This window comes from Flavobacterium sp. MDT1-60 (assembly GCF_014844035.1).
Lineage (GTDB): Bacteria > Bacteroidota > Bacteroidia > Flavobacteriales > Flavobacteriaceae > Flavobacterium.
Genome location: NZ_CP062159.1, coordinates 4,263,797 through 4,289,512 on the forward strand (window position 1 = coordinate 4,263,797; position 25,716 = coordinate 4,289,512).

Here is a 25,716-nt window from a genome sequence, read left to right on the forward strand (position 1 = left end):
TCCGTTCGCAAAACGAACGGAATTTTAATTTTATAGTTTCCAACAACTTGAAACTTGAAACATTTAACTTTTAACATCTAACTTCTAACTATCACTAAAAAAGAATACGATTGATTTTGGAAAAATAAGGAATAACCGTATTTTTGCATCACAAAACTAAAAATTAGAAATGGGAAGAGCGTTCGAATTTAGAAAAGGAAGAAAAATGAAACGTTGGTCAGCAATGGCCAAAACATTTACCAGAATTGGTAAAGACATCGTTATGGCTGTTAAAGAAGGCGGACCTAACCCAGATGCCAATTCTAGATTAAGAGCTGTAATACAAAATGCAAAAGCCGCCAACATGCCTAAGGACAATGTGGAGCGCGCTATAAAAAATGCAAGCAATAAAGATACTGCCAACTATAAAGAAATTTTGTTTGAAGGTTATGCTCCTCACGGAATTGCAATTTTGATTGAAACAGCATCTGATAACAATAACAGAACAGTAGCAAACATTCGTAGTTATTTCAACAAATGCAACGGAACAATGGGAACTCAGGGTTCTGTTGAATTTATGTTTGATCATACTTGTAACTTCAGAATTGCAAAAGGTAATCTTGATCCTGAAGAATTAGAATTGGAACTTATTGATTTTGGTGCCGAAGAGGTTTTTGAAGACGAAGACGGAATCTTAATCTATGCTCCTTTTGGAAGCTTTGGAGCTTTGCAAAAAGAATTAGAAAACAGAGGTCTTGAAATTTTATCTTCTGGCTTTGAGCGTATTCCTCAAATTACTAAAGAATTAACAGAAGCACAAATTGCTGATGTTGAGAAACTAATCGAGAAAATTGAAGAAGATGATGACGTAATGAACGTTTATCATACGATGAAGGAAGAATAATATCTCTTTTTATAAATAGCAAAAAGCCCTGAAAATTTCAGGGCTTTTTTATTTTCATCAAATTTCTTTAATTCCTCTTCTATCAATGTAATTAATTCCTAATCCGCCTAACATATAAACTTTGGTTCCCTGCTCTATATCAATACTGATATCTTGTAAAAAAACATTCTCTTTAACTAATTTCACATCAAAAGGTATTGTTTTGGATAAATAATAATCACTGCTTTCAATAGTAAGAATTAGGGATTTGGTACTTTTCAAAACAGTTATTGGAATAGAAAAGTCACCTGTTTTTCCATTTATTTTTATTGGAGTTCTTGAATTATTAATAGTAAGAGTTAAATTCGGATATTTTTTATGATCTAAAGGCTTATTGGTTTTTGCATCTATTAACTTTCCCTTTACTGTTATCGAAATTTCTTCTTCAGGCTGAGGATTAAAGGCAATCTTACCAACAATATGGTTGGTTGATTTTTGTACACTAATTTCGGTTTCAACTGGCGTTTTTTCCTGTCCGATCACATTGGATGTTAATAAAACCGATGCAGCAATTGCAGCATATTTAAAGTTATTGATTTTAGAAGTTTCATTGTATTCAAATTCATCTCCTAACTGCGTCGTTTTTAATCTTGCGCAAATATTTTTACCTTTATTTTCTGCAATAAATCTGGCTACTTCTGTGTTCGTCTTTTTACTTAAATCAATTACATTTTTAGCACAAGAATCACAAAACGAGCCTTTAGAATTAGGAATCATTTTATCAAAATTTTCAGTACAGGGATTAGCTATTTCTAAGGTGAACTTCTTTTTCATACTATATCTTTTTAAAGTTAAAATCATTCAAAATGATTACTACTTATATAGAGTATGTTTTGCGCAGAAAGGTTGGGAACAACTTAGATTTATTTCTAAACTTTTTCGAGGCCCAACGGTTTTCTACAGAAATTCTTATCCTAATTTGAAGCTATTTTTTATTTGTCACCTTAATCAAATAAGTTCCTTCCGGTAAATCACCAATATTAGAAGCGTTGCTTCCCATTATTTGTCTCCCTTGCGAGAAAACCTCAACAGTTTTAGAAACATGAACGTCATTTATTGGCACAGTTGCAGAAGTAGAAGTTTTTGCTGTAACTGCAACCTTTGTAATTGGTGCAGCAGATACTTTTTTTACTGTCCCTAAAGCCTGAGCAGTTCCTGTTACAGCTATCCCAATTGGTTTCGAACTGTTGTAAGATTCCATAACCTGTTCGCCTGTCATGGCAACATTATATATTTTAAGATCGTCTATATCAGCATTAATACCAATTGCAGCATTTAACTGCCCTAATCTCAGAATATAACCTTTAGTTGCGCGTGGAATTCCATCTACTGATTTTAATAATTCACCATTACGGTATATTTTTGAACTAGTACCGTCATAAGTAATACTATATTGGTACCAAACATCTTTATGAAGAGGAACTGAAACTACAACATTATTTGTATCCCCCCAACCGAGCAAACTTATGTCTGAATTACCTGCAGCTGCAGCTTGTTGCAATAAACCAAAATACTGCGCATTAACAATGCTACCATAGCCTAAAATATAATTTATTGAAGCAATAGTATTAAATTTTATCCAAACCGATATTGATCTTGGTTTATTATCTTGTGGAAGATCTCCTACTACACCTTGCAGAACTTTGTTGGTAAGCCGCTGAGCCCCTTTAACAACTCCCATTCTGTCATTTACAAAGTTTGGTGTTCCTAATAGGGAAATTGTATTATCGGTGTTACTTAAAGTTCCATTGAAATTGAATTCCTGAACTGGATTTTGGGCATTCGTATTTAAAAAACTTACAAACATTAAAGTGAGTAATAATCTCTTCATATTTTATGGATTTTTGAGGCGTTTAAAAAAAGAATAAATAACATTCAACTATATCAAATTCTTAAATAATCAAAATTGATAATTAAAAACCTTTCATTAGATTTATTTATACTTTTATAAATTTTGTTAAAACTATAAATTTAATTCAATTTTACAAATAGTAATCACGTATAAATACGGCATTCTCATTGAAATAAAAAAATAACACATTTAAAACGTAAATAAATTAATATTTGTAAAAACATTTTTACAAAAAATCAATTTGTGTTGAGAATGAATTGCAGATTAAAAAAGATTAATACAGTATTTTTTAAGATTTAATACATTGAAGCGCTTGTAAAAAAAGGTGGTATAAATTAGACCTTTGTTTGTAATGATTTTAAACTAGAACTGATAATTATGAAAAATCATATTAACCATTATATTTGTGCCACCTTCAAAAAAAAAAAAATATGAAAACATCAAAATATACAAAAGTTGCCGTAATCATTATGGTTGTTCTGTTTGTAGTAATTAGCGTAATAAGCTGTAGTGTTCATACACATAGCACTGGGTCTGGAAAAATTCCACCGGGTCAAGCAAAAAAAATGTCGGGAAGCAAAAGCGCTAAAGCTTACGCTCCGGGGCAACAGAAAAAACACTAGTAAAATAAAAAAGCCTTCTAAAATAAAATTTAGGAGGCTTTCTTCACTATTCAAAAAAATTAAATTCTACTAACACAAAAAAAAATAACTAACTATTTTATCAACCAAATTTTAGTTTCTATTTTAACGTTATTTTATTTGAAGGGTTATTTGTTATTTTCAATAAATAAGTTCCTTCTGGCAGATCATTAATGCTCTTTGCATTGTCGCCGACTACCTTTTCTCCTTGTGAATATACCTCAACATTTTTAGTCACTGCATTTATATCACTTGTTGCAATAATTGTATTTGATGGTGTAACCTTTGAAGCAACTTTTACTTTTTCTGTGTTTTTCTCAGATTTTAGAGCTATCACTGACTCTGCAACTACAATCGCTGGCTTAGAGTTATTATATTCTTCTAAAATCTGTTCCTCTGTCATAGCAACATTATAGATCTTTAAATCGTCGATATCAGCATTTATACCTACCGCTGTATTTATTTCTCCTAATCTAAAAATAGTACCTTTTGTAGAACGTGATATTCCACTAACGGATTTCAATAATTGTCCGTCACGGTATATTTTAGAAATTGTCCCGTCAAACGTAATACTATATTGATACCATGTATTTTTCAATAAAGAAGTAGAAACAATAACATCATTTGAAGCACCCCAACCAGCCAAACTTAAATCAGAATTAGAAGAGGTAGTCCCTTGCTGTAGTAAACCACAATATTGCGCATTGTAAGCAGTTCCATAACCCCAAATATAATTTGCCTTTGTAATATCGTTCAGTTTTACCCAGATAGTAACTGTTCTGGCACTATTATCCTGAGGAAGGTCCGGTATAACAGCTTCCATAGCTTTATTAACTAATCGCTGGGCATTATTTGCAACTCCATTTCTATCGGTAACAAAATTATTTGTCCCCATAAATGAAGTTGTATTTTTAGTATTGATCAAAGTTCCGTTAAAAGTGAATTCCTGAATCGGATTTTGAGCATTCACATTCAAAAAACTTACAAACATTAAAGTGAGTAGTATTTTTTTCATAGTAGCAGATTTATACCTAATGGTTTCTAACACTACTAATCTATATTATTATGCATTTGAACGAAAAAATTTTCGACAACGAACCTAAATAATCGTTCAATAACCATAATTGATGATTTTAAACTATTAATTACATTTATTTATACCCCAAGAGATATTGCTAAAATAATAAACTTCCTTCAATAGAATTAAAAATTTCTTACGTATAAATACGGTATTTATAAAAATCTCTTTAATTTATGTTTCACAATAACGGAGGGGATTTTTTAATTTTCTAAAAAAAACTCCGGATAATTTAATATCCGGAGTTTATATTTTATAAGAGTAATTCTTGTTATTTTACAAATTCAATTTTCTGAACTTCTTCTTCATTAATACTATCAAAGAATCCTTGTTCATTCATCCAGTCATCACTGAATACTTTACTCATATAACGAGAACCATGATCAGGAAAAATGGCAACTATATTACTATCCTTCGTAAACTCACCCTCTTCAGCATATTGTTTGATGGCCTGCATTACTGCTCCTGAAGTATATCCCACAAACAAACCTTCTTTACGAGTGATTTCTCTTGCTGAGTGTGCACTCTCTTCATCGGTTACTTTCATGAATTTATCAATGATATCAAAATCTGTAGCAGATGGAATCAGGTTTTTACCTAAACCTTCAATACGGTAAGGATAAATCTCTTTGTTATCAAATTCTCTTGTTTCATGGTATTTTTTTAATACTGATCCAAAAGCGTCAACACCTAAAATTCTAATATTTGGATTTTGTTCTTTTAAGAATTTAGCAGTTCCTGAGATAGTTCCTCCAGTTCCGCTACAAGCGATAAGATGTGTAATTTGTCCTTTTGTCTGTTCCCAAATTTCAGGACCTGTAGAGTTATAATGTGCATCAATATTCAACTGATTAAAATATTGATTAATGTAAACAGAACCTTTAGTTTCTTCGTGTAAACGTTTCGCTACATTATAATAAGACCTCTCATCATCAGCAGAAACGTGAGCCGGGCAAACATAAACTTTTGCACCTAAGCTTCTCAACATGTCAATTTTGTCTTTTGATGATTTAGAACTTACTGCCAAAATACAGTTGTAGCCCTTAATAATGCTTACCATTGCCAAACTAAAACCAGTATTACCAGATGTAGTTTCGATGATGGTATCTCCTGGAGAAAGAATTCCTTTTTTCTCGGCTTCTTCAATAATATATAATGCTATTCTATCTTTTGAGGAATGTCCCGGATTAAAAGCTTCTACCTTTGCGTAGAAATTTCCTTCTAACTCTTCGGTGATTTTATTTAGCTTAATAAGTGGGGTGTTACCTATTAACTCTAAAACATTATTATAAGCATTTATTTCTTCTTTCATAAAAAAATAGTTAATCAAAGGCATTTCAAAATAACCCCTGATAGGTTGCAAATTTAACAAAAAATTTCTAATTAGCTTTTAATTTTCTCTAAATCTAATAAAAAACTAAATTCTTTTGCTAAGTCTTTTAAAGCTTCAAATCTTCCTGAAGCACCACCATGTCCAGCATCCATATTAGTATCTAAAAACAAAAGGTTATCATCTGTTTTCATATTTCTCAACTTGGCAACCCATTTTGCAGGTTCCCAATATTGCACTTGTGAATCATGCAATCCGGTGGAAACATACATATTAGGATATTTTTGTGCTTTTACATTATCATATGGTGAATAGGATAACATATAATCATAATATTTCTTATTGTTTGGGTTTCCCCATTCATCATATTCTCCGGTTGTCAACGGAATACTATCGTCAAGCATTGTTGTTATCACATCTACAAAAGGTACCTGAGCTATTACTCCGTTATACAATTGAGGGGCCTCATTTATGATAACTCCCATCAAAAGTCCTCCTGCAGAACCTCCTTCTGCATACAAATGTTTAGAAGAAGTAAATTTTTCGTTAATTACAAATTTAGAGCAATCGATGAAATCTGTAAAGGTATTTTTCTTTTTTAACAGTTTTCCGTCTTCATACCATTGTCTTCCTAAGTCTTCTCCTCCTCTAATATGTGCGATGGCATAAACAAATCCGCGGTCTAACAACGAAAGTCTGGTCGACGAGAAATAAGTATCCATTGTGATTCCGTATGAGCCATATGCATAAAGCAACAACGGATTTTTACCATTTTTCTCTAATCCTTTTCTATAAATCATAGAAATCGGAACTTTGACACCGTCTCTGGCGGTTGCCCAAACCCGTTCTTCGATGTAATTTTCTTTATCGAATTTTCCGCCCAAAACCTGTTGCTCTTTTAAGATTTCTTTGGTTTTAGTTTTCATATTAAAATCAATTACAGACGAAGGTGTTGCAAGCGATTGATAGCTGTAACGCAAAACATCTGTATCAAAATCAATATTAGTTGTGGTGTAAGCATTGTAAGTTTCACTCCCAAAAGGCAAATAATAATCAGGTTCGCCATTCCAGGGCATGATTCGAATGTGATTTAATCCGTTAGAGCGTTCCTCTACAACTAAATAATTTTTGAAGATTTCAATATCTTCCAGTAAAACATCGTCGCGATGCGGAATAAGATCTACCCAATTTCTTTTGCCTGTTTTATTTTCAGGCGTTTTCATCAACTTAAAGTTGGTTGCCTTATCTTTATTCGTTAAAATATAAAACGAATCTTCAAAATGAGAGATACTGTATTCTAAACCGCGAACACGAGGCTGGAAAACTTCAAATTCCCCATCAGGATTGTCTGAATTCAGAATTCTGTATTCGGTTGTTAAAGTGCTTCCTGAACCAATTACAATATATTTTCTTGATTTTTCTTTACTGATCGAAACGTTAAAAGTATCATCGGTTTCATCAAAAACTAAAACATCACTTGCAGAATCGCTATTTATTTTATGTCTGAAAACTTTGTCAGATCTTAAAGTAACTTCATCTTGCCTGACATAAAAAATGGTTTTATTATCATTTGCCCAAACAGATCCTCCGGTTGCATTTTCAATTTTATCGATCAGAATTTCGTTTGTTTCTAAGTTTTTAATCTGAATGGTATAAATTCTTCTTCCAACAAGATCAAGTCCAAAACTTGCAAATTTGTTATCAGGACTAATACTTAAACCTCCCAATTTAAAGTAAGCATGTCCTTCTGCCATTTCATTGCAGTTGAACATAATTTCCTCATCAGCAGAAAGGCTTCCTTTTTTTCTTGAAAAGATTGGATAATCTTGCCCGGTTTCAAATCGGGTTATATAATAATAGCCATTATAAAAATAAGGTACAGATGAATCATCTTCCTTAATTCTGCCTTTCATTTCTTCGTACAAAGATGCCTGCAGCTCTTTTGTATGCGAAGTCATGTTTTCATAATAAGCATTCTCCTGATTTAAATAATCAATAACTTCCGGATTTTCTCTGTCGTTGAGCCAAAAATAATTATCGATTCGGGTTTCTTTATGTTTTTTTAAGGATTTTGGAATTACTTTGGCCTGTGGAGCCGTTATATCGTTTTGCATTGATTAAGCATTAATTTTTATATAAGACGAGGCAAAAATACTATAAACACAATAGAACAGAATTAATATTTTCATAAAATATTGTATTGATTTAATATAGCAATATACTAATTTTGTCTGAAATAATTTAAAAATCAACAAAATGGATTTAATGGGAATGATGGGTAAACTTAAAGAAACCCAACAAAAAATTGAAGATACAAAAAAGCGTTTAGATACTGTTTTAATTGATGAACAAAGCGCTGACGGATTATTGAAAGTGACATTAACTGCTAATAGAAAGGTTACGTCAATCTCTATTGATGACGCTTTATTAGAAGACAAAGAACAATTGGAAGATTACTTAATTGTAACTTTAAATAAGGCAATTGAAAAAGCAACAGACGTAAACGAAAGAGAATTGGATGCTGTTGCCAAAATGGATATGCCAATGATTCCGGGGATGGATAACTTGTTTAAATAAGGCTCAAAGGCTTAAAAAAGGTTCAAAGGGACAAAGGTTTTTTCTAATGCAAATAAAATCTTTGTCCCTTTGAACCTTACAACTTTGAACCTTTTTCCTAAAATTTTTGAAGCGTTTCAATTACATAAGTATGCATTACTTCTTTATAATCTAAATGCGTCACGATTCGGAGTTTATTATGCCCAAGTGCGCTTATTAAAATATTTTTTTGTTTTAATTTTTCTATTAAAAGCTGGTCGCTATAGCCTTCTGCTAATGAAAAAATCAAAATATTAGTTTCTACAGGCTCAATTGCTGCGATCCACGGTTTTGTACTTAAAACTGCTGCAATTTCTTTAGCCCTTCTGTGATCCTCGGCTAATCTCTCAATATTATGTGCTAAAGCATATAATCCTGCTGCTGCCAAATAACCAACCTGACGCATTGCCCCACCCAATATCTTCCTGATTCTCAACGCTCTGCGAATATCATCCTTACTACCAAGTAATACAGAACCAATTGGAGCGCCTAATCCTTTTGATAAACAGACAGAAATGGTATCGAAAATAGCTCCAAATTCCTTCGGATTTTGCCTTTTTGCAACTAAGGCATTCCAAATTCTGGCACCATCTAAATGGAATTTCAAATTATTAGCGTCACAAACTTTTTTTATTTCTCTTAAATCTTCTAACTCATAACAGGCGCCACCACCTTTATTGGTTGTGTTTTCTACACAAACCAAACTTGTAAGCGGACTATGATAAAATTCAGGATCATTAATTGCTGCTGCCACCTGAGTTGCATTTATCATTCCTCTGTCTCCATCCAACAAACAACAAGATACGCCGCTGTTAAAAGAAACTCCTCCTCCTTCATAATGATAAACATGTGCATATTTATCAGCAATCAATTGCTCTCCAGGTTGTGTGTGTAATTTAATTGCGGCTTGGTTTGCCATAGTTCCAGACGGAAAAAACAGTCCCGCTTCCATACCAAAAAATTCAGCTACTCTAGTCTCTAATTCGATAACTGTCGGATCTTGCTTGTATACGTCATCTCCAACCTGAGCATTAAACATATACTGCAACATTTCGTGTGTTGGCTTGGTAATGGTATCGCTAATTAAATTTATTTCCATATTCTAAAAACTATATCTTATTTTTGTGCAACAAAATTACGTATTACTGTTTGTTATTCTCGGCAAGTTTTAGTAAATTTTAACTAGCAAATTATCATACAACCAAATTAACGTAATATTTATAAAAAACATATAAAACTACTATTAATTTATGACAACTACCGAACAAATAAAAGGTATTGTGGAGCGCCTTGGTGCGTTGAGGAGGTATCTTTGACGTTGATGCCAAACTAATCGAAATTGCCAACGAAGAAGAAAAAACCTTCGCACCCGACTTTTGGAACAATGCAAAAGAAGCCGAAGTCATTGTGAAAAACCTTCGAAACAAGAAAAAATGGATCGAAGATTACAACAAAGCCATCGAGCTTACTGATGAACTACAGCTTGCCTATGACTTTTATAAAGAAGGAGAACTTTCTTCAGAAGAATTAGACGAGCATTACAAAACAACTCAGGAGCATATCGAAAACATCGAGTTTAAAAACATGTTATCTGATGAAGGTGACAGTTTGAGTGCCGTTGTTCAGATTACTGCCGGGGCAGGCGGAACTGAAAGCTGTGACTGGGCTGGAATGCTAATGCGTATGTATATGATGTGGGGCGAAAGTTATGGCTATAAAATAAAAGAATTGAACTTTCAGGAAGGTGAGGTTGCCGGTATTAAAACCGTAACTTTAGAGTTTGAAGGAGATTATTCTTTTGGTTACTTAAAAGGAGAAAACGGCGTACATCGTTTAGTTCGAATTTCACCTTTTGACAGTAACGCAAAACGTCATACTTCATTTGTGTCGGTGTATGTTTATCCGCTTGTTGATGATAGTATCGAGATTGACATTAATCCTGCCGATATCGAAATTACAACTTCCCGCTCAAGTGGTGCCGGAGGACAAAACGTAAATAAAGTAGAAACAAAAGTACAATTGGTTCACAAACCAACCGGAATCCAGATTCAATGTTCTGAAACACGATCTCAGCAAGATAACAGACAACGTGCCATGCAGATGTTACGTTCTCAATTGTATGAAATTGAATTGAAGAAACAACAAGCACAACGCGCCGATATCGAAGCCGGAAAAATGAAAATCGAATGGGGTTCACAAATACGTAACTACGTTATGCAACCTTATAAATTGGTTAAAGATGTTCGTACCGGTTATGAAACCAGCGATGTTGATGGCGTAATGAATGGAAATATAGATCCCTTCTTAAAAGCATTTTTAATGATGATGGGACAAAAAGAGGAAGAATAGTTATTAGTATTCAGTCGCAGTTTTCAGTTTTCAGTTTTCAGTTAACTGTGACTGAAAACTAAAACCTTAAACTTGACCCGAGGCTGAAAGCCGAATTGGCGAAGCAAACTAAAAAAAATAGTTATGATAAAATGGGCAGATATTATTCGATATACAAATAAAGGAAATCCAACTCCAGAGACAAAAGTGGAAAAAACGGAAGAAGAATGGAAACAGCTCTTAACTCCGGAAGAATATCAGGTAACACGTTTAAAAGGTACTGAAAGATCTTTTAGTTCGGAACTATGTAGTTTATTTGATCCGGGAATTTACGAATGTAAATGCTGTGGTACTTTACTTTTTGATGCTTCTGAAAAATTTGAATCAGGAACTGGCTGGCCTTCTTTTACACAACCAATCAAAGAAAATGCGATCGCTTATAATGCTGATAAATCATATGGAATGATTCGTGTTGAAGTGGTTTGCAATACCTGCGATGCACATCTCGGGCATGTTTTCCCTGATGGGCCGGAACCTAGTGGTTTGCGATATTGTATTAATGCTATTTCTTTATCGAAAATAAAAGAATAATTAATTTCACTTATTTTAAAAAAGCACTTCACTTTTAATTAAAGTGAAGCGCTTTTTTTGTTTAATTCAGAGCAGAATATTTCTAATTCTAAATATTATCTTACTAATAATATTCAATTTTAAAATTAGCCTGACAATTTCACACAAAACTATCTGATTACCAGCATATAAAAATTTAAATTCGCAAAATTTCACAACCATGAAACACCTTTTTTCCAACACTGTCACGTTATCTTTTTAAAACATCTAAGATAATAATTTCGATTTCAGACCCATTTAATTCGTTTTTTTTTAAGTAAAAAGTGATATTTTTACATTCAATGATCTCTATTCTTAGAATATATATTTACTGAAAATCAAAATCTTACGATTTTAAATTCTTTTACTATTAAAAAAGAGAACAATCCATTATAAACTCAAAAAATGTTAAAATTTTAGTAGATTTAATGTTAAAATTGTAATATTTAAACTATTATTTTAAACAGTACGTATAAAACTTCAGAATAAGATTAGGTAATTCAAATCTAATTGATTTTATTTGGCAAAAATAAACCCCTAAGTCAATTAAATTTATTCAATGAAATCCTATTCAATTCAAGAAATCAATGAAGTTATAAATGGCGTAATTTACGGCACTACTTCACAATGCGTAACTGCAACCGAACAATTAGAAAAAGCGACCACTTCGGAAATTTCATTTATAGGAAACAAAAAATATGAAAAATATTGGTCGACTTCAAATGCACCTATTGCAGTTGTTAACGAAGATATTTCTATAGAACCTGGAGAAAATCGCGCCTTTATTAAGGTAAAAAATGCCGACTTAGCGATGTCTCAAATTTTAGCGCTTTTTGCCCCGCCTACTCCAATCTTTCATACAAACATTCACAGAACTGCCACAATTGATGAAACCGCAATAATTGGTGAAGGAGCCAGAATTGGTGCAGGTTGTTATATTGGTCCAAATGTTGAAATTGGTGCCAATGCTACCTTATATCCAAATGTTACTATTTTAGATGAATGCACTATCGGAAAAAATACGATTATCTGGTCAGGAACAGTTGTTCGTGAACGTTGTCATATTGGTAGTGATTGTATTATTCATCCAAATGCAACTATTGGAGCGGATGGTTTTGGATTTCGTCCTTGCAAAGAAAAAGGGCTGGTAAAAATTCCACAAATTGGAAATGTAATTATTGGAAATGGAGTTGAAATTGGAGCAAACACTTGTGTTGACCGCGGAAAATTCAGTTCAACTGTTCTTGGTGACGGCTGCAAAATTGATAATTTAGTTCAAATTGGACATAATAGTAAATTAGGGAAATTTTGTATTATGGCTGGAAACAGTGGTTTAGCTGGTTCGGTAACTTTAGGAAATGGCGTAATTATTGGCGGAAGTGCTTCTATAAAAGATCATACCAGTATTGGGGATGGTGCTGTTATTGGAGCTGGTTCAGGGGTAACAGGAGATGTTCCTGCCGGAAAAACCATGTTAGGATATCCTGCTGTTGAAGCGCGTGATGCATTGAAGCAATGGGCCATTTTAAAAAGAATGGTTTGTGATTCTAAAAAATAATCGAAAACATATTTTATATATAAAACCAGAAGTTAACTTCTGGTTTTTTTATGCTTATCTCCCAATAATTACAAAGGCTGTTATAAAGCTTCACATTTAAAGCCTAATATTTTCATCAGAAGAAGAATTTCCTTCATAACATCATTATCAGATTCTAAACGTAAAATACGATCACAATCTTCAAGATCAAAATTCCACTTTGCTTTTGGAAATAAACTATTCAATTTTGGAGTAATTCGCTTTACTTTTGAAAGAGAATCTACATTTGTTTTAAACACTAAAACCATCTTTGATTTCTTTTTGCATTGATTTAATATTTGAGGCTATGCCTTTATTTTACTTAAAATTCTCGTATCAATATAAAAGGTTCCGAAAGGAATTACACATGCTAAAAGCACTTTCCAGGTCGTGTCTTTAAATTTCCAGTTTTGCTCCACTCCTACACTTAAAGTATTAAAAATAAAAAGTAAAAATAAAGCGCCATGAATTGTTCCTACTGGTCTTGTTAAAAATGGCATTCCAAAAATATACTTTAAAGGCATCGCAATAAATAACAATACTAATAAAGAGGTTCCTTCAAGAAATCCTATGATTCGTAATCTTCCGGTATTGGTTTGTAGTAAGTTTTTCATAAAAATATTATCTAAAACAAGGTCTGTTTGCTAAAGGTGAAAAAGGCCACGGAATGGCAATAAAAATGATAATTAAGGCAAAAGAAAACCATAACAACATCGTTTTAAACTTATCGGTATCATTAAGTTTTCTTTTGGCTAAAGCCGAGCCAATAGTGATTAAAATAATGGCACCCAACATTAAGAGAATATGCAGTAATCCGAAAAAAGCGATTTCCGGATTTTCAATTCCTTCTTTAAAGTTTTTCCAAAGGTATTTCACTATCGGACTTTGCACATAAATAAGGATTCCAAAAATAAGCTGGATATGTGCAATCGTTGCTGTCCAGTGGCGAACAGCATTATCTGTTTTGGTAAAAGGCAGTTTTGATGAATATCCTTTATAAGCTTTAAAAAGAGAGTAAAATAAGCTTGCCAATACAAACCATCGTAAAGCGGAGTGACAGAATAAAAGTGATTGATACATTGTTTTTTTGATTAAGACAATGCAAATATATCCAAAAACATACTAATTAGTATGTTTTTGAAATACGAATTTATTTCAAACTGTTTAAATAGATCTTAAATTCCTTTAAATAAGCGATGTAAGAGGATTTATCATCCTGAAGTTTTCCGAAATTTCGTATTCCCCAGTACCCGGACATAATGAAAAGCCCAACTTGTTTACCGTTTATATCTTTTCTGATTAGGCCAGAAGTCTGACCGTTTAAAATTGCCTTTTCAATTGTAGTCATCCATTGGTTCACGAGTTCAGATAAAGCCTGACTAAACTGATTGTTCCAGGGTGTCATTTCCTGGGTTAAGTTCCCAACCGGACAACCATATTTTACTTGCAAAAAAGGATCTTCAAGCAATAAATAGGAAATCATATTGTATAAATCGGCAACTGGATTTTGTGAATTTTCTATTGGTTTTATAAAGCTTTCCAGCATTGTAGGTTTCAAAATTTCCTCAATAATAGCAACTCCCATTTCATCTTTAGTTTTAAAATGATAATAAAAAGCCCCTTTTGTGACTTGGGTTGTTGCAATTATATCATCAATACTTGTGGTTTGATATCCTTTTGAATAAATCAATTCAAATGCTTTTTGAAGAATTGTGAGTCTTGTATTTGCTGCTTTTGACATAAAAAATACTAATTAGTATGAAATAACAAATTAAGGTAAAAAAAATGACTTACAACAATTTCGATTTTTTGGTTGCTCCTATTACAATCATTTTACAATCATTCGAAAAGATTTAATTTATAAAATAACGAATCATGTTTATTTTCAATTGATTTTGTAAATTAGCCAACAGTATTTTGTAAAAACATCAATATCTTATGGATTTAAACTTCAATAAAAACGAAGATCACAATAAACTCTTACTTTCAGAATTAAAACAAAAATTTGCCAAAGTAAAACTGGGCGGAGGCGAAAAACGCATTCAAAAACTTCATGCTGAAGGCAAAATGACAGCTCGAGAACGTATTGCTTATTTATTAGATGAAAATTCTAAAAACATAGAAATCGGTGGTTTTGTTGGAGAGGGAATGTATGCCGAACACGGTGGATGCCCTTCTGGAGGAGTTGTCATAAAAATAGGATATATAAGAGGTAAACAATGTATTGTTGTTGCTAATGATGCTACTGTTAAAGCAGGGGCATGGTTTCCTATTACAGGAAAGAAAAACCTGCGTGCACAGGAAATTGCTATGGAAAACAGATTGCCAATTATCTATTTAGTAGATAGTGCCGGTGTTTACTTACCACTTCAGGATGAAATTTTTCCAGACAAAGAACATTTCGGCAGAATTTTTAGAAACAATGCGCAAATGAGCAGCATGGGAATTACCCAAATTGCTGCTGTTATGGGAAGTTGTGTTGCAGGAGGAGCTTATTTACCAATCATGAGTGATGAAGCCTTAATTGTAGATAAAACAGGAAGTATTTTCCTTGCGGGAAGTTATTTGGTTAAAGCTGCTATTGGAGAAACTATTGATAATGAAACTTTAGGCGGAGCCACAACACATTGTGAAATTTCTGGTGTAACTGATTATAAAGCCAAAGACGATAAAGATGCTTTAGATAAAATAAAAAACATTGTAGATAAAATTGGTGATTTTGATAAAGCAGGCTACAGCCGAATCAAAGCAGAAAAACCGGCTTTAGAACCCAAAGACATTTACGGAATCTTGCCAAAAGCCAGAAACGAACAATATGACATGATGGAAATCATCAATCGTTTAGTTGATAATTCTGAGTTTGAAGCATACAAAGATGGTTATGGTCAAACCATAATTACGGGATACGCCAGAATTGATGGCTGGGCAGTTGGAATCGTGGCCAATCAAAGAAAAGTAGTGAAAACAAAGAAAGGTGAAATGCAGTTTGGAGGCGTTATTTACTCAGACAGTGCTGATAAAGCAACGCGTTTTATTGCAAATTGTAATCAAAAGAAAATTCCTTTAGTCTTTTTACAAGATGTTACCGGTTTTATGGTTGGTTCAAAATCTGAACATGGCGGAATTATAAAAGATGGAGCCAAAATGGTTAATGCTGTAAGCAACTCCGTAGTTCCAAAATTTACTGTTATAGTTGGTAACTCATATGGTGCAGGAAATTATGCCATGTGCGGAAAAGCCTATGACCCAAGATTAATTTTTGCATGGCCGAGTGCGGAACTTGCCGTTATGGGAGGAACACAGGCTGCAAAAGTATTGGCACAAATCGAAGCTTCGTCACTTAAAGCAAAAGGAGAAATCATAGATGAAGCAAAGGAAACGGAGTTATTCAATAAAATAAAAGCTCGTTACGACGAACAAACTTCACCTTATTACGCCGCTTCAAGATTATGGACAGATGCAATTATTGATCCTTTGGATACCCGTACCTGGATTTCTATGGGAATTGAAGCTGCTAACCACGCTCCAATCCAAAAAGCATTTAATTTAGGTGTTATTCAGGTTTAATTTTCATTTTAGGAATTCTCAAAATACGTTAAATAAAAAGTAAAAAACTTATTTCCAACTACTTAAAAATAAATATATCATTAAAAATTAGTAACTTAGTATATATTTTTAATCACGTAGTATCATGGAAAATGTAAAAAGTTTGAATAAATGGGCAAATTCGCACACTTATTTACCAGTAGATTTAGTACGTATTGTATTGGGTGTTTTTTTGTTTATGAAAGGAGTTTCGTTTGTAACCAATGCTCAGTATTTACATGATTTAATTTCTCCCATTGATCAATATGGAGGCGGAATGTTTCTTTTACATTATATCGCCCCAGCCCACATGATTGGAGGAATAATGATTGTTTTTGGGCTACTCACCCGCTGGGCAATTGCTGCCCAATTACCTATACTTTTTGGTGCAATCCTTGTTAATTTTATGGGACATATGCATTCTGAAAGTTTAATCTTAGCAATAGTTGTACTATTACTTTGTATCTTCTTCTTATTTTATGGAGGCGGAAAACACTCAGCTGATTATTATTTCAAAATGCAGCAATAATATAGATTTTATCCTCAACTGACCTCAATAAAAGTTGAGGATAAAATAATAAAGCTACTTTTAAGAAGTAATTAGCATTCTAAATTTCTTTAATTGTGTTTTATGAACTAAATTCGCAACCATGAATTGGATTCGTAAAACCGTTATTTTTGTATCACTTTTGATCCTTGCCTTTCTTGCATCACAAGAAAGCGATGTTGCTATGCAAAAAATAGAAAGTCAAAAAACGGATACCAATTTCTCTAAAGATTACACAGATTCATCAGCTTTTATACAGCCACAAGCAAGCTATCAATTTACTGCAAATATTAAATCAAACCATCCAGGTATAATTAAATGGTTTGATTCTTTACTTGTTGTTATTCCACAACATCAAGTTGCTAAAACAGCATCTAACTTTGCAAATCAATTCTCTACTCAGAGTAAAAAAATCTTACTACTGCTCTACCCTTTCCATTTTTTTTGGTAGATAAATACATGAAAATTTAGCCCGAAGAATTTATTTCTTCAAAACAATCGAACTGTTTTTCTTCTGAAAACAGTTTACTATTCACATTATTTATCAAATTCAGCAACATGGAAACAAGTGTAACCATTATTGGTGTTGTGATCGCAATCATAGTAGCCATTCCAATATATTTTTCTGCACGAACAAGCGCAGCAAACAAATCAAAAATTCTAAATATTAAAAAGAAGTTCAATCCAACCCATCCGGAAGATTTTGATTTAACAGAGTCTCAAAGCAATAAAACGCTTACCATAGACCAAAAACATAGAAAATTCATTTTGATGAATTTTAATCCAAATCAACAAGAATCAACATTTGTTGATTTAAAATCAGTTTCATCATGTAAATTAATCTTGACCACTGACGGAAATTCAAACACCATTCTAAAAATTGATTTTGAATTTCAGGAAAGAGAAGCTTCTAAAAAAATTACAATTCCATTCTATGATTTTGATGATGACCGAATCAAGCAAATTAGTGCATACCAAGATCATATGTTTGCAAAAAAATGGCTTAAAATCATTCAGGATTCTATTTAATGTTAGTTATTTAATTCAGGGAAGAGGCTCATTTTGAGTCTCTTTTTTTTGTTTTCAAGTATGATATTTGTCATTTTATGTCTTAGTATGAAGAAGTAATTTTGATGAATCCAAAATGCTTTTTTATGAAAATCTCATTGATTCAGAAATATAATGTTCCAGGTCCAAGGTATACCAGTTATCCAACAGTTCCATACTGGAATGAAGCTGAATTTTCACAGCAAAAATGGGTCGAATCATTTCAAAAAGCTTTCTCAGAAAGTAATTCTCAAAACGGAATTAGTTTATATATTCATCTGCCATTTTGCGAGAGCATGTGCACTTTTTGTGGCTGTAATAAACGAATAACAAAAAATCATTCTGTCGAAGAAATTTATATCAAAGCACTTTTAAAAGAATGGAGTTTATATTGTAGGTTATTACCCGAAAAACCTTTTGTAAAAGAAATACACTTGGGGGGAGGCACTCCAACCTTTTTTTCAAAAAACAACTTAGAACATCTTATTAACGGTATTTTTTCTTTTGCGAATAAGACTGATAAATACGAATTTAGTTTTGAAGGACATCCTAATAATACAACTTATGAGCAACTTCAAAAGCTGTATGATTTAGGCTTTCGCCGGGTAAGTTTTGGCGTTCAGGATTATGCCGAAAAAGTGCAAAAAGCGATTAACAGAATTCAACCATTTCATAATGTTGCCAAGGTTACATTTTGGGCAAAAGAAATTGGATATACCTCTATTGGTCATGATATAATTTTTGGTTTACCTTTTCAAACTATCGAAGATGTTGTCGATACTGTTGAAAAAACAAATTCTTTAAAACCAGACCGATTAGCATTTTATAGCTATGCGCACGTACCTTGGATCAAAGGAAATGGACAACGTGGATTCAATGATGAAAACCTTCCAAAAGATGCTGAAAAACGAAAACTATATGAAATAGGAAAACAATTACTTTCTAAAAATGGTTATTACGAGATCGGAATGGATCATTTTGCCTTAAAATCTGATAGTTTATACAAAGCATCCGAAAACAAATGTCTACACAGAAACTTCATGGGTTATAGTGCTTCAAAAACACACTTAATGATTGGTTTAGGAGTTTCTTCTATCAGTGATAGCTGGTACAGCTTTGCCCAAAACACAAAAAATTTAGAAGATTATTACCAATTATTAGAGTGGGATAAATTGCCTATTGTAAAGGGGCATATTCTAAATGAGGAAGATTTGATTATCCGAAAACACATTCTAAACTTAACTTGCGAATTTGAAACTTCATGGACAAAAGAAAGTCTTTACTTTAACGATCTTGGAAATGTAATTTCTGATTTAAGAGAACTAGAAAAAGATAATTTAATTGTAATTGACGAGAACAAAATCACAATAACTGAAGCTGGAAGACCGTTTGTCCGAAATATTTGTATGGCTTTTGATTTACATCTGAAAAGAAAATCACCGGAAACAAATTTGTTCTCGATGACCGTTTAGTGGCAATTAGGAGTTTCCTGTACAAACAAACTCATATTGGATGGAGAGACATATGGAATTCCCAAACCTAAGCCTCTAAGAATAAATAGAACTCCAATAATGATGGCAACGTAAGGAATAACTTTTTGAATTTTATTTCGGAAGGGTAATTTTATTAAAGAATGAATATAAACTACAATGGTCATTAATGGCATAGTTCCTAATCCAAACAGTAACATATACAAAACACCAAAAGCAGCACTCTGCATAGCGATTGCTCCAAATAAAGCAACATAAACCATTCCGCATGGCAGAAATCCGTTTAATAATCCAATTGTAAAAAGAGATTTATAACTTCCATTTTTAAATTGATTTCCTAAATTTGATTTAATTTTCGAAATGATTTTGAAAACAGGTTTTGAAAAATTATATCTCGAAAAGACTTTCTCCGGAATCAAGACTGTCATTATCATCGCTACACCAATAAAAATTGACATATTCTGTTGCAGTCCAGCCAGGAAAAAACCTCTTCCTAATAATCCAAAAATCAATCCGATTGTTGCATAAGCAATTAATCGCCCTAAATGATAAGTCACAATTTGAGTAACTTTTTTAGCTTCATTCTGATGATCTACAGGCAGCATCATAGCAATTGGACCACACATTCCGATGCAATGCAAACTACTTATTAAACCTAATATAAATGCAGAATATAACATGTGTAGTTAATTTACGTAAATAACTTCTTTAGTTAAATACTTTGTTCCGTTATATTGCCACTCCATATTAACATCCCAACGCCCTTTCACCAATTTATCTTTTGGAATTAACAAAGTTGAATTTGTCAACGTTATTTGAGTGTTGAAATCAAATTTTTTATTGGATGGACGATATAATAAAATATTTCCTTTTATTTTATCACTTTCAAAATTTGCAGGAAAAGCAACTTTTACACCTTGCTCATTATATACAATTGAAGGTTTCTGCTGCAAATCATGCGCATTTTGAATACGCGCCATTTCCTCCTGAAAATGCGAGTCGTGTTTATAATATTCTTCAACGACTAAATCATTGTCATATTTACTATTAGATTGTACCTCAAACACAAAGTATAATATAAAAGTCATGAATAATGCAAAAGCAATGACAATTCCGGTTCCCCAATTTATTTTCATGGTGGTATTATTTTTAATTAAAACTTCGTGGACCTAAAAAATTTGTTGTTGTAGTTTCAAGCAATTCCTTGCCATTATAAACGCCAATTTTAACTTTGGTTTTATCACTTTCTAAAAGCACTTCATTAATTTCTATAAACAAAGTTCCTTGAGAAATTCCTTCTTTTTGTATTTTAAAATGCTCTTTACCAACATTTTTAATTTCACCTTTCTGATCAATCAATTCAAAATGAATATCATTATAGTCCTTCATTGTTTTGTTTACAATTTTATAAGTATAAACATTACTTATCTTATCACCTTTATGCTGGAATAATTGACCTGGTAAACGCAGAATGATAGCTTCAACATTAGTTCGCAAAAATAACATTCCAACAAAGACACTTAATAATATGAATAAAACAGCTGTATAACCTTTCATTCTGGCTGTAAATTTGAAAGGTTCTTTCTTGGCTATTTCATCTTCCGAAGCATAACGAATAAGACCTTTAGGCAAACCTACTGTTTCCATTATTGTGTCACATTCGTCAATACAAGCGGTACAATTGGTACACTCTAATTGTGTTCCGTTTCTAATGTCAATTCCCATTGGACAGACGTGCACACATTGATGACAATCTATACAATCTCCTTTTCCCGTTGTGGCCCTGTCTTCTTTTTTATTATACTTGGCACGGCCTTCTTCTTTTTCTCCACGGACAAAATCATAGGCGACATTTATAGATTTATTATCTAAAAGTACCCCCTGCAATCTACCATATGGGCATGCGATTATACAGACCTGTTCCCTAAACCAAACAAAAACGAAATAAAAAACACTTGTAAAAATTAGTAGTGCTATAAAATTGCTGGACTGCTTAACCGGTCCTTCTTCAATCATTAAAAATAAGGCATCGCTACCAACTAAATAGGCTAAAAAGACATTTGCTATACCAAAAGAAATTAGAAAAAAAACAATCCATTTGATAAGCCTTTTTCGGATTTTCTCTGCATTCCACTCTTGTCTCGCTAAACGTGATTGTGCCCCACGATCTCCATCAATCCAATATTCAATTCGACGAAAAACCATTTCGAGAAAAATAGTCTGAGGACAAATCCATCCGCAAAAAATCCTTCCAAAAACAACTGTAAACAAAATAACGAAGACAACACCAACAAGCATTGATATCACAAAAAGATAAAAATCTTGTGGCCAAAACGGAAAACCAAAAATATTAAAACGACGTTCCATTACATTGAACATCATAAACTGATTACCATTTATTTTTATAAATGGATTTGCAATTAAAATTGCCAATAAAGCATAACTGACAATTTTTCGATAATCATAGAACTTACCAGACGGTTTTTTAGGGAAAATGAATTTTCGATTACCGCCTTCATCAATAGTTCCGATGGTATCTCTAAAAGCTTCGTCTGGTAAATTTGACATGATTATTATTTTTTAACTTCTATACTATCTGTTGTCTTAATTGTGGCATCTTTTTTAGGAGCGCTTTCATCTACCCATATTTCTCCTTCAGGTTCTTTTGGATCTTTAGGTCCGCTTCCTTGTAAAGACAAAATATAACTTGCCACTTTTTGGATTTCCTTTGGCTTCAAACCATTAGTTTTCCAGGAAACCATTCCTTTACCATCACGACCCCCATTGGTTATAGTATGGAAAACATTTTTAATTCCTCCACCTAAAATCCAATGATCATCTGTTAAGTTTGGACCAATTTGTCCTCCACCATCTGCTCTGTGGCAAGCAGCGCAATTAGTTATGAAAATTTCTTTACCAGCTTCTAAACTTTCCTTGTCCGTTAACAAAACAACCGTTTTTTCATCCATTAAATCCGGAGCCGTTTTTAAATACTCGTCCACATCTATTTTTGCCTGAGCCATTTCTTTCTTAAGCTCCATTTCCTGATTATCGGCTCCAAAAATTTCGAAACGGGCAAGATAAACAACACTAAAAATTATAGTGGCATAAAACAAATATATCCACCATGGAGGTAAATTGTTATCTAATTCCTTAATTCCGTCATAATCATGGTGTAATAATAGATCTCCTTCTTTTTCAATCGGTTGCGTTTTAGTAAGCTTCTGCATTAGATCTTTAAACCAGGTGCTTTCTTGTAAACTCAAACTATTTTCATAATCCAATTTTGCTTTTTCTTCAGGTGTCATCAATTGATACATGACACGATTAACTGCATTCAGTGTAATTTCGATAGCAATCAGAATAAATAGAAATACAAACAGAAAAACAGAAACCATTGGATACTTTATAAAAGCTGGCTTATCTCCAGAATCTATACAATATTCCATCAAAGCAAAACCAATGAAAAAAAACAATGGTACTCTTACATATGCCGGGAAAAACTTTTTCATTTTATTTATCTTTTGAAGTTACACTAAGTCCTTCATTTAAAGGAATTTCACTCATTTCTTTAATTTTATCTTTTTGATAGGAGAATACCCAAAAGCCTAATCCCACAAAAAAGAAAAAGAAAATTAAGAGAGACAGAATCGGGTAAATTTCTATACCCGATATATTCTCCATATTATGTTTTATCTGTTCAAACATGGCTCTATTTTTTAGCAGTTTCTTTTACTTTAATATCAGTTCCAAGTCTCTGTATATAAGCAATCAGGGCAACAATTTCTCTTTCATTCATTGGAACAAACTTCTCACCTTTTGCAGCTGCCTTGTTCTTACTGTCTTGGTAACTTTTTACAAAATCAGGATCATTTTCTAAACTTTTCTCTATTGATAAAGCCTGCGTTCTCAATGTTTTTTGAGCATTTGCAATTTCATCTGCTGTATAAGGAACACCTAGTGAAACCATGGCCTGCATTTTCTTTTGAGTCAATGACAGATCCATTGCTTCGTTATCAAATAACCATTTATAACCCGGCATGATCGAACCTGCAGAAGTACTTTGTGGGTTCCAAAAGTGATTAAAATGCCAATTATCATTGTATTTTCCTCCAACTCTTAGTAAATCCGGACCAGTACGTTTTGATCCCCATAAAAATGGATGATCGTACACAAATTCGCCAGCCTTGGCTTGCGGTCCGTAACGCTCAACTTCACTTCTAAACGGACGCACTGATTGTGAATGGCAGCCTACACAACCTTCCCTGATGTATAAATCACGGCCTTCAAGTTCTAAAGGTGTATATGGTTTTACACTTGAAATAGTTGGAATATTTGATTTTACCATTATTGTTGGTACTATTTGAATCACTCCTCCAATTAAAATAGCAACCGTTGCCAGAATGGTTAACTGAATTGGTTTTCTTTCTAACCAAGTATGGAATTTTTCACCATTAAGTCTATTACTACTTATTCTTTGTAACGCTGGAGCCTGAGCCAATTCATCTTCAATAGTTTCGCCTGCTCTTACCGTCATTATAATGTTATAAACCAATGTCAGCATCCCAATCAGATATAAGGTACCTCCAATAGCTCTCATCCAGTATAAAGGCATAATTGCCGTAACCGTTTCGAGGAAATTCCCATAAGTTAAAGTCCCATCCGGATTAAATTGTTTCCACATTGAAGCTTGTTGAAAACCTGCTACATACATTGGTAATGCATATAAAATAATACCTAAAGTTCCAATCCAGAAATGAAAATTCGCTAATTTCTTTGAGAACAAAGTACTTTTTGTCATTCGGGGAATCAGCCAGTATATAATACCAAATGACATGAATCCATTCCAGGCTAAAGCACCGACGTGCACGTGTGCAATAATCCAATCAGTATAATGTGCAATAGCATTTACATTTTTGAAAGAAAGCATAGGTCCTTCAAAAGTTGCCATTCCATAACCCGTAATTGCCACAACAAAGAATTTCAAAACTGGTTCTTCTCGAACTTTATCCCAGGCACCTCTTAACGTTAAAAGTCCGTTGATCATACCTCCCCAGGATGGAGCTATAAGCATTATTGAAAATACAACGCCTAAATTCTGAGCCCAGTTTGGCAAAGCAGAATATAATAAATGGTGAGGACCTGCCCAGATGTAAATAAATATTAAAGACCAAAAGTGAATAATAGATAATCTGTAAGAATATATAGGTCGATTTGCTACCTTAGGAATAAAATAATACATTAACCCTAAAAACGGAGTTGTAAGGAAAAATGCAACGGCATTGTGACCGTACCACCATTGCACCAAAGCATCCTGAACACCTGCGTAAACTGAATAACTTTTTAAAGCCGAAACTGGCAATTCAATATTATTGAAAATATGCAAGACTGCAACCGTTACGAAAGTGGCCAAATAAAACCAAATTGCAACATATAAATGCCTTTCTCTTCTTCGCAACATTGTACCAATCATATTGATGCCCATTACTACCCAAATTAATGCAATCGCAATATCAATAGGCCATTCTAACTCTGCATATTCTTTTGAAGAAGTATATCCTAATGGTAATGTTATTGCTGCAGCAACTATAATGAGCTGCCAACCCCAAAAATGCAGGTTACTCAGAAAGTCACTATACATTCTGGCCTTCAGCAATCGTTGAAGCGAATAATACAAACCCGCAAAAAAGGCATTACCTACAAAGGCAAAAATAACAGCATTTGTATGCAATGGTCTTAGTCGTCCGTAACTCAGCCATGAAATCCCATCAGTCATGTTGGGAAAAAGGTACATAACCGCAAGGGTTAGCCCCACTAACATACCTACTACTCCAAAAAGAATAGTGGCATAAATGAATTTTTTTACAATTTTGTTGTCGTAATAAAACTGTTCCATTTCCATAATTATACTTGTTTTTCTTCGGTTGGTGAATTATTATTCTGAGGAGTAATTTTGGTTTCATCGTCAAAAAGCATTCTGACTGAAGGCGTATAATCATCATCGTATTGTCCGGATTTGACAGCGATGATAAAGGCAATAAAGAAACCGATTGCTACGAAAATACTAACTGAAATTAATAGATAAATTACACTCATACCTTAAATTATGTTAACAA

The 25,716-nt window shown here is 33.0% G+C and carries 28 protein-coding genes; 11 read left to right on the forward strand and 17 right to left on the reverse strand.

Annotated features, from left to right (window positions below; translation table 11 throughout):
- The first annotated feature begins 169 nt into the window (after window positions 1–169).
- Window positions 170–883: a YebC/PmpR family DNA-binding transcriptional regulator gene (locus IHE43_RS17905; RefSeq protein ID WP_007811539.1), complete on the forward strand. Its 714-nt coding sequence runs from the start codon at window positions 170–172 to the stop codon at window positions 881–883.
- A gap of 57 nt (window positions 884–940) precedes the next feature.
- On the opposite strand, the gene IHE43_RS17910 is transcribed toward IHE43_RS17905, so the two are convergent.
- Both IHE43_RS17910 and IHE43_RS17915 read right to left on the reverse strand, forming a co-directional pair.
- Window positions 941–1,696 carry a hypothetical protein gene (locus IHE43_RS17910; RefSeq protein WP_192185167.1) on the reverse strand — a complete coding sequence of 252 codons (756 nt, stop codon included), beginning with the start codon at window positions 1,694–1,696 and terminating at the stop codon, window positions 941–943.
- Between the two features lie 151 nt (window positions 1,697–1,847).
- The gene (locus tag IHE43_RS17915) at window positions 1,848–2,753 is read right to left on the reverse strand and encodes a LamG domain-containing protein (RefSeq protein ID WP_192185168.1); all 906 of its coding nucleotides are present in this window, start codon (window positions 2,751–2,753) and stop codon (window positions 1,848–1,850) included.
- 452 nt (window positions 2,754–3,205) lie between these two features.
- Between IHE43_RS17915 and IHE43_RS17920 the strand changes: the two genes are divergently transcribed.
- A complete protein-coding gene (locus IHE43_RS17920; RefSeq protein WP_192188284.1) occupies window positions 3,206–3,397 on the forward strand; it encodes a hypothetical protein in 192 nt (63 codons plus the stop codon).
- Window positions 3,398–3,515: 118 nt separating this feature from the next.
- On the opposite strand, the gene IHE43_RS17925 is transcribed toward IHE43_RS17920, so the two are convergent.
- From IHE43_RS17925 to IHE43_RS17935, 3 genes are all read right to left on the reverse strand, one after another.
- Window positions 3,516–4,430, reverse strand: a complete 915-nt coding sequence (locus IHE43_RS17925; RefSeq protein WP_192185169.1) for a LamG domain-containing protein — start codon at window positions 4,428–4,430, stop codon at window positions 3,516–3,518.
- A gap of 334 nt (window positions 4,431–4,764) precedes the next feature.
- Window positions 4,765–5,805, reverse strand: a complete 1,041-nt coding sequence (locus IHE43_RS17930; RefSeq protein WP_056186848.1) for a PLP-dependent cysteine synthase family protein — start codon at window positions 5,803–5,805, stop codon at window positions 4,765–4,767.
- A gap of 71 nt (window positions 5,806–5,876) precedes the next feature.
- Window positions 5,877–7,937 carry a S9 family peptidase gene (locus tag IHE43_RS17935; protein ID WP_192185170.1) on the reverse strand — a complete coding sequence of 687 codons (2,061 nt, stop codon included), beginning with the start codon at window positions 7,935–7,937 and terminating at the stop codon, window positions 5,877–5,879.
- A 142-nt stretch (window positions 7,938–8,079) separates the two neighbouring features.
- Here IHE43_RS17935 and IHE43_RS17940 point away from each other — a divergent pair, with 142 nt between their 5' ends.
- Window positions 8,080–8,400 carry a YbaB/EbfC family nucleoid-associated protein gene (locus IHE43_RS17940; RefSeq protein ID WP_192185171.1) on the forward strand — a complete coding sequence of 107 codons (321 nt, stop codon included), beginning with the start codon at window positions 8,080–8,082 and terminating at the stop codon, window positions 8,398–8,400.
- 97 nt (window positions 8,401–8,497) lie between these two features.
- Here IHE43_RS17940 and IHE43_RS17945 read toward each other — a convergent pair whose 3' ends face one another.
- Window positions 8,498–9,517: a low specificity L-threonine aldolase gene (locus tag IHE43_RS17945; RefSeq protein ID WP_192185172.1), complete on the reverse strand. Its 1,020-nt coding sequence runs from the start codon at window positions 9,515–9,517 to the stop codon at window positions 8,498–8,500.
- A 151-nt stretch (window positions 9,518–9,668) separates the two neighbouring features.
- On the opposite strand from IHE43_RS17945, the gene prfB reads away from it, so the two are divergent.
- From prfB to lpxD, 3 genes are all read left to right on the forward strand, one after another.
- Window positions 9,669–10,767, forward strand: a protein-coding gene (gene prfB, locus IHE43_RS17950; RefSeq protein WP_192185173.1) for a peptide chain release factor 2 whose coding sequence is annotated in 2 segments (ribosomal slippage) — window positions 9,669–9,731 and window positions 9,733–10,767 — 1,098 coding nt in all. Because the reading frame shifts where the segments join, the coding sequence is not laid out codon by codon here.
- Window positions 10,768–10,890: 123 nt separating this feature from the next.
- Window positions 10,891–11,337: a peptide-methionine (R)-S-oxide reductase MsrB gene (gene msrB, locus IHE43_RS17955; RefSeq protein ID WP_192185174.1), complete on the forward strand. Its 447-nt coding sequence runs from the start codon at window positions 10,891–10,893 to the stop codon at window positions 11,335–11,337.
- A gap of 577 nt (window positions 11,338–11,914) precedes the next feature.
- Entirely contained in the window at window positions 11,915–12,913 is a 999-nt protein-coding gene (gene lpxD, locus IHE43_RS17960; protein WP_192185175.1) for a UDP-3-O-(3-hydroxymyristoyl)glucosamine N-acyltransferase, read from the forward strand.
- An 80-nt stretch (window positions 12,914–12,993) separates the two neighbouring features.
- Here lpxD and IHE43_RS17965 read toward each other — a convergent pair whose 3' ends face one another.
- The 4 genes from IHE43_RS17965 to IHE43_RS17980 all read right to left on the reverse strand — a co-directional run bounded on the left by IHE43_RS17965 (window position 12,994) and on the right by IHE43_RS17980 (window position 14,672).
- Complete coding sequence (locus IHE43_RS17965) at window positions 12,994–13,200, reverse strand: hypothetical protein (RefSeq protein WP_192185176.1); 207 nt, start codon at window positions 13,198–13,200, stop codon at window positions 12,994–12,996.
- Window positions 13,201–13,236: 36 nt separating this feature from the next.
- The gene (locus IHE43_RS17970) at window positions 13,237–13,545 is read right to left on the reverse strand and encodes a DUF3817 domain-containing protein (protein ID WP_192185177.1); all 309 of its coding nucleotides are present in this window, start codon (window positions 13,543–13,545) and stop codon (window positions 13,237–13,239) included.
- Between the two features lie 7 nt (window positions 13,546–13,552).
- On the reverse strand, window positions 13,553–14,011 hold the full coding sequence (locus IHE43_RS17975) for a hypothetical protein (RefSeq protein WP_192185178.1): 459 nt from the start codon (window positions 14,009–14,011) through the stop codon (window positions 13,553–13,555).
- 70 nt (window positions 14,012–14,081) lie between these two features.
- Entirely contained in the window at window positions 14,082–14,672 is a 591-nt protein-coding gene (locus tag IHE43_RS17980) for a TetR/AcrR family transcriptional regulator (protein WP_192185179.1), read from the reverse strand.
- A 197-nt stretch (window positions 14,673–14,869) separates the two neighbouring features.
- Between IHE43_RS17980 and IHE43_RS17985 the strand changes: the two genes are divergently transcribed.
- The 5 genes from IHE43_RS17985 (at window position 14,870) to hemN (ending at window position 19,582) form a co-directional block, all read left to right on the forward strand.
- A complete protein-coding gene (locus IHE43_RS17985; protein ID WP_192185180.1) occupies window positions 14,870–16,498 on the forward strand; it encodes an acyl-CoA carboxylase subunit beta in 1,629 nt (542 codons plus the stop codon).
- A gap of 124 nt (window positions 16,499–16,622) precedes the next feature.
- Window positions 16,623–17,045: a DoxX family protein gene (locus IHE43_RS17990; RefSeq protein ID WP_192185181.1), complete on the forward strand. Its 423-nt coding sequence runs from the start codon at window positions 16,623–16,625 to the stop codon at window positions 17,043–17,045.
- Between the two features lie 121 nt (window positions 17,046–17,166).
- Entirely contained in the window at window positions 17,167–17,514 is a 348-nt protein-coding gene (locus tag IHE43_RS17995; RefSeq protein WP_192185182.1) for a hypothetical protein, read from the forward strand.
- A gap of 107 nt (window positions 17,515–17,621) precedes the next feature.
- Window positions 17,622–18,092, forward strand: a complete 471-nt coding sequence (locus tag IHE43_RS18000) for a hypothetical protein (protein ID WP_192185183.1) — start codon at window positions 17,622–17,624, stop codon at window positions 18,090–18,092.
- A 125-nt stretch (window positions 18,093–18,217) separates the two neighbouring features.
- Entirely contained in the window at window positions 18,218–19,582 is a 1,365-nt protein-coding gene (hemN, locus tag IHE43_RS18005; RefSeq protein ID WP_192185184.1) for an oxygen-independent coproporphyrinogen III oxidase, read from the forward strand.
- Here hemN and IHE43_RS18010 read toward each other — a convergent pair.
- Genes IHE43_RS18010 through ccoS form a run of 7 tightly spaced genes read right to left on the reverse strand, consistent with a single transcriptional unit; the run spans window position 19,579 to window position 25,696 of the window.
- Complete coding sequence (locus IHE43_RS18010) at window positions 19,579–20,280, reverse strand: sulfite exporter TauE/SafE family protein (RefSeq protein ID WP_192185185.1); 702 nt, start codon at window positions 20,278–20,280, stop codon at window positions 19,579–19,581. The genes hemN and IHE43_RS18010 overlap by 4 nt on opposite strands.
- Before the next feature lie 6 nt (window positions 20,281–20,286).
- Window positions 20,287–20,736: a FixH family protein gene (locus IHE43_RS18015; protein ID WP_192185186.1), complete on the reverse strand. Its 450-nt coding sequence runs from the start codon at window positions 20,734–20,736 to the stop codon at window positions 20,287–20,289.
- Window positions 20,737–20,749: 13 nt separating this feature from the next.
- Entirely contained in the window at window positions 20,750–22,168 is a 1,419-nt protein-coding gene (gene ccoG, locus IHE43_RS18020; protein ID WP_192185187.1) for a cytochrome c oxidase accessory protein CcoG, read from the reverse strand.
- 5 nt (window positions 22,169–22,173) lie between these two features.
- Entirely contained in the window at window positions 22,174–23,112 is a 939-nt protein-coding gene (locus IHE43_RS18025; protein WP_192185188.1) for a cbb3-type cytochrome c oxidase N-terminal domain-containing protein, read from the reverse strand.
- A gap of 1 nt (window position 23,113) precedes the next feature.
- Entirely contained in the window at window positions 23,114–23,308 is a 195-nt protein-coding gene (locus tag IHE43_RS18030; protein WP_192185189.1) for a CcoQ/FixQ family Cbb3-type cytochrome c oxidase assembly chaperone, read from the reverse strand.
- A 4-nt stretch (window positions 23,309–23,312) separates the two neighbouring features.
- Window positions 23,313–25,502 carry a cytochrome-c oxidase, cbb3-type subunit I gene (gene ccoN / locus IHE43_RS18035; protein WP_192185190.1) on the reverse strand — a complete coding sequence of 730 codons (2,190 nt, stop codon included), beginning with the start codon at window positions 25,500–25,502 and terminating at the stop codon, window positions 23,313–23,315.
- A 2-nt stretch (window positions 25,503–25,504) separates the two neighbouring features.
- Window positions 25,505–25,696 (reverse strand): cbb3-type cytochrome oxidase assembly protein CcoS, encoded by a 192-nt coding sequence (gene ccoS, locus IHE43_RS18040; RefSeq protein ID WP_026982149.1) that lies wholly within the window; start codon window positions 25,694–25,696, stop codon window positions 25,505–25,507.
- Window positions 25,697–25,716 lie beyond the last annotated feature (20 nt).

Coding starts and splice junctions, on each gene's coding strand:
- IHE43_RS17910 (WP_192185167.1), bottom strand. CDS start 1,696: ATGAAAAAGAAGTTCACCTTAGAAATAGCTAATCCCTGTACTGAAAAT.
- lpxD (WP_192185175.1), top strand. CDS start 11,915: ATGAAATCCTATTCAATTCAAGAAATCAATGAAGTTATAAATGGCGTA.
- IHE43_RS17940 (WP_192185171.1), top strand. CDS start 8,080: ATGGATTTAATGGGAATGATGGGTAAACTTAAAGAAACCCAACAAAAA.
- IHE43_RS17965 (WP_192185176.1), bottom strand. CDS start 13,200: ATGGTTTTAGTGTTTAAAACAAATGTAGATTCTCTTTCAAAAGTAAAG.
- ccoN (WP_192185190.1), bottom strand. CDS start 25,502: ATGGAAATGGAACAGTTTTATTACGACAACAAAATTGTAAAAAAATTC.
- IHE43_RS17985 (WP_192185180.1), top strand. CDS start 14,870: ATGGATTTAAACTTCAATAAAAACGAAGATCACAATAAACTCTTACTT.
- IHE43_RS17930 (WP_056186848.1), bottom strand. CDS start 5,805: ATGAAAGAAGAAATAAATGCTTATAATAATGTTTTAGAGTTAATAGGT.
- IHE43_RS18030 (WP_192185189.1), bottom strand. CDS start 23,308: ATGTTTGAACAGATAAAACATAATATGGAGAATATATCGGGTATAGAA.
- IHE43_RS17990 (WP_192185181.1), top strand. CDS start 16,623: ATGGAAAATGTAAAAAGTTTGAATAAATGGGCAAATTCGCACACTTAT.
- IHE43_RS17920 (WP_192188284.1), top strand. CDS start 3,206: ATGAAAACATCAAAATATACAAAAGTTGCCGTAATCATTATGGTTGTT.
- IHE43_RS18015 (WP_192185186.1), bottom strand. CDS start 20,736: ATGAAAATAAATTGGGGAACCGGAATTGTCATTGCTTTTGCATTATTC.
- IHE43_RS17915 (WP_192185168.1), bottom strand. CDS start 2,753: ATGAAGAGATTATTACTCACTTTAATGTTTGTAAGTTTTTTAAATACG.
- IHE43_RS17995 (WP_192185182.1), top strand. CDS start 17,167: ATGAATTGGATTCGTAAAACCGTTATTTTTGTATCACTTTTGATCCTT.
- IHE43_RS18010 (WP_192185185.1), bottom strand. CDS start 20,280: ATGTTATATTCTGCATTTATATTAGGTTTAATAAGTAGTTTGCATTGC.
- IHE43_RS17975 (WP_192185178.1), bottom strand. CDS start 14,011: ATGTATCAATCACTTTTATTCTGTCACTCCGCTTTACGATGGTTTGTA.
- msrB (WP_192185174.1), top strand. CDS start 10,891: ATGATAAAATGGGCAGATATTATTCGATATACAAATAAAGGAAATCCA.
- ccoS (WP_026982149.1), bottom strand. CDS start 25,696: ATGAGTGTAATTTATCTATTAATTTCAGTTAGTATTTTCGTAGCAATC.
- IHE43_RS18025 (WP_192185188.1), bottom strand. CDS start 23,112: ATGAAAAAGTTTTTCCCGGCATATGTAAGAGTACCATTGTTTTTTTTC.
- hemN (WP_192185184.1), top strand. CDS start 18,218: ATGAAAATCTCATTGATTCAGAAATATAATGTTCCAGGTCCAAGGTAT.
- IHE43_RS17925 (WP_192185169.1), bottom strand. CDS start 4,430: ATGAAAAAAATACTACTCACTTTAATGTTTGTAAGTTTTTTGAATGTG.
- IHE43_RS17905 (WP_007811539.1), top strand. CDS start 170: ATGGGAAGAGCGTTCGAATTTAGAAAAGGAAGAAAAATGAAACGTTGG.
- IHE43_RS17980 (WP_192185179.1), bottom strand. CDS start 14,672: ATGTCAAAAGCAGCAAATACAAGACTCACAATTCTTCAAAAAGCATTT.
- IHE43_RS17970 (WP_192185177.1), bottom strand. CDS start 13,545: ATGAAAAACTTACTACAAACCAATACCGGAAGATTACGAATCATAGGA.
- IHE43_RS18000 (WP_192185183.1), top strand. CDS start 17,622: ATGGAAACAAGTGTAACCATTATTGGTGTTGTGATCGCAATCATAGTA.
- IHE43_RS17935 (WP_192185170.1), bottom strand. CDS start 7,937: ATGCAAAACGATATAACGGCTCCACAGGCCAAAGTAATTCCAAAATCC.
- ccoG (WP_192185187.1), bottom strand. CDS start 22,168: ATGTCAAATTTACCAGACGAAGCTTTTAGAGATACCATCGGAACTATT.
- IHE43_RS17945 (WP_192185172.1), bottom strand. CDS start 9,517: ATGGAAATAAATTTAATTAGCGATACCATTACCAAGCCAACACACGAA.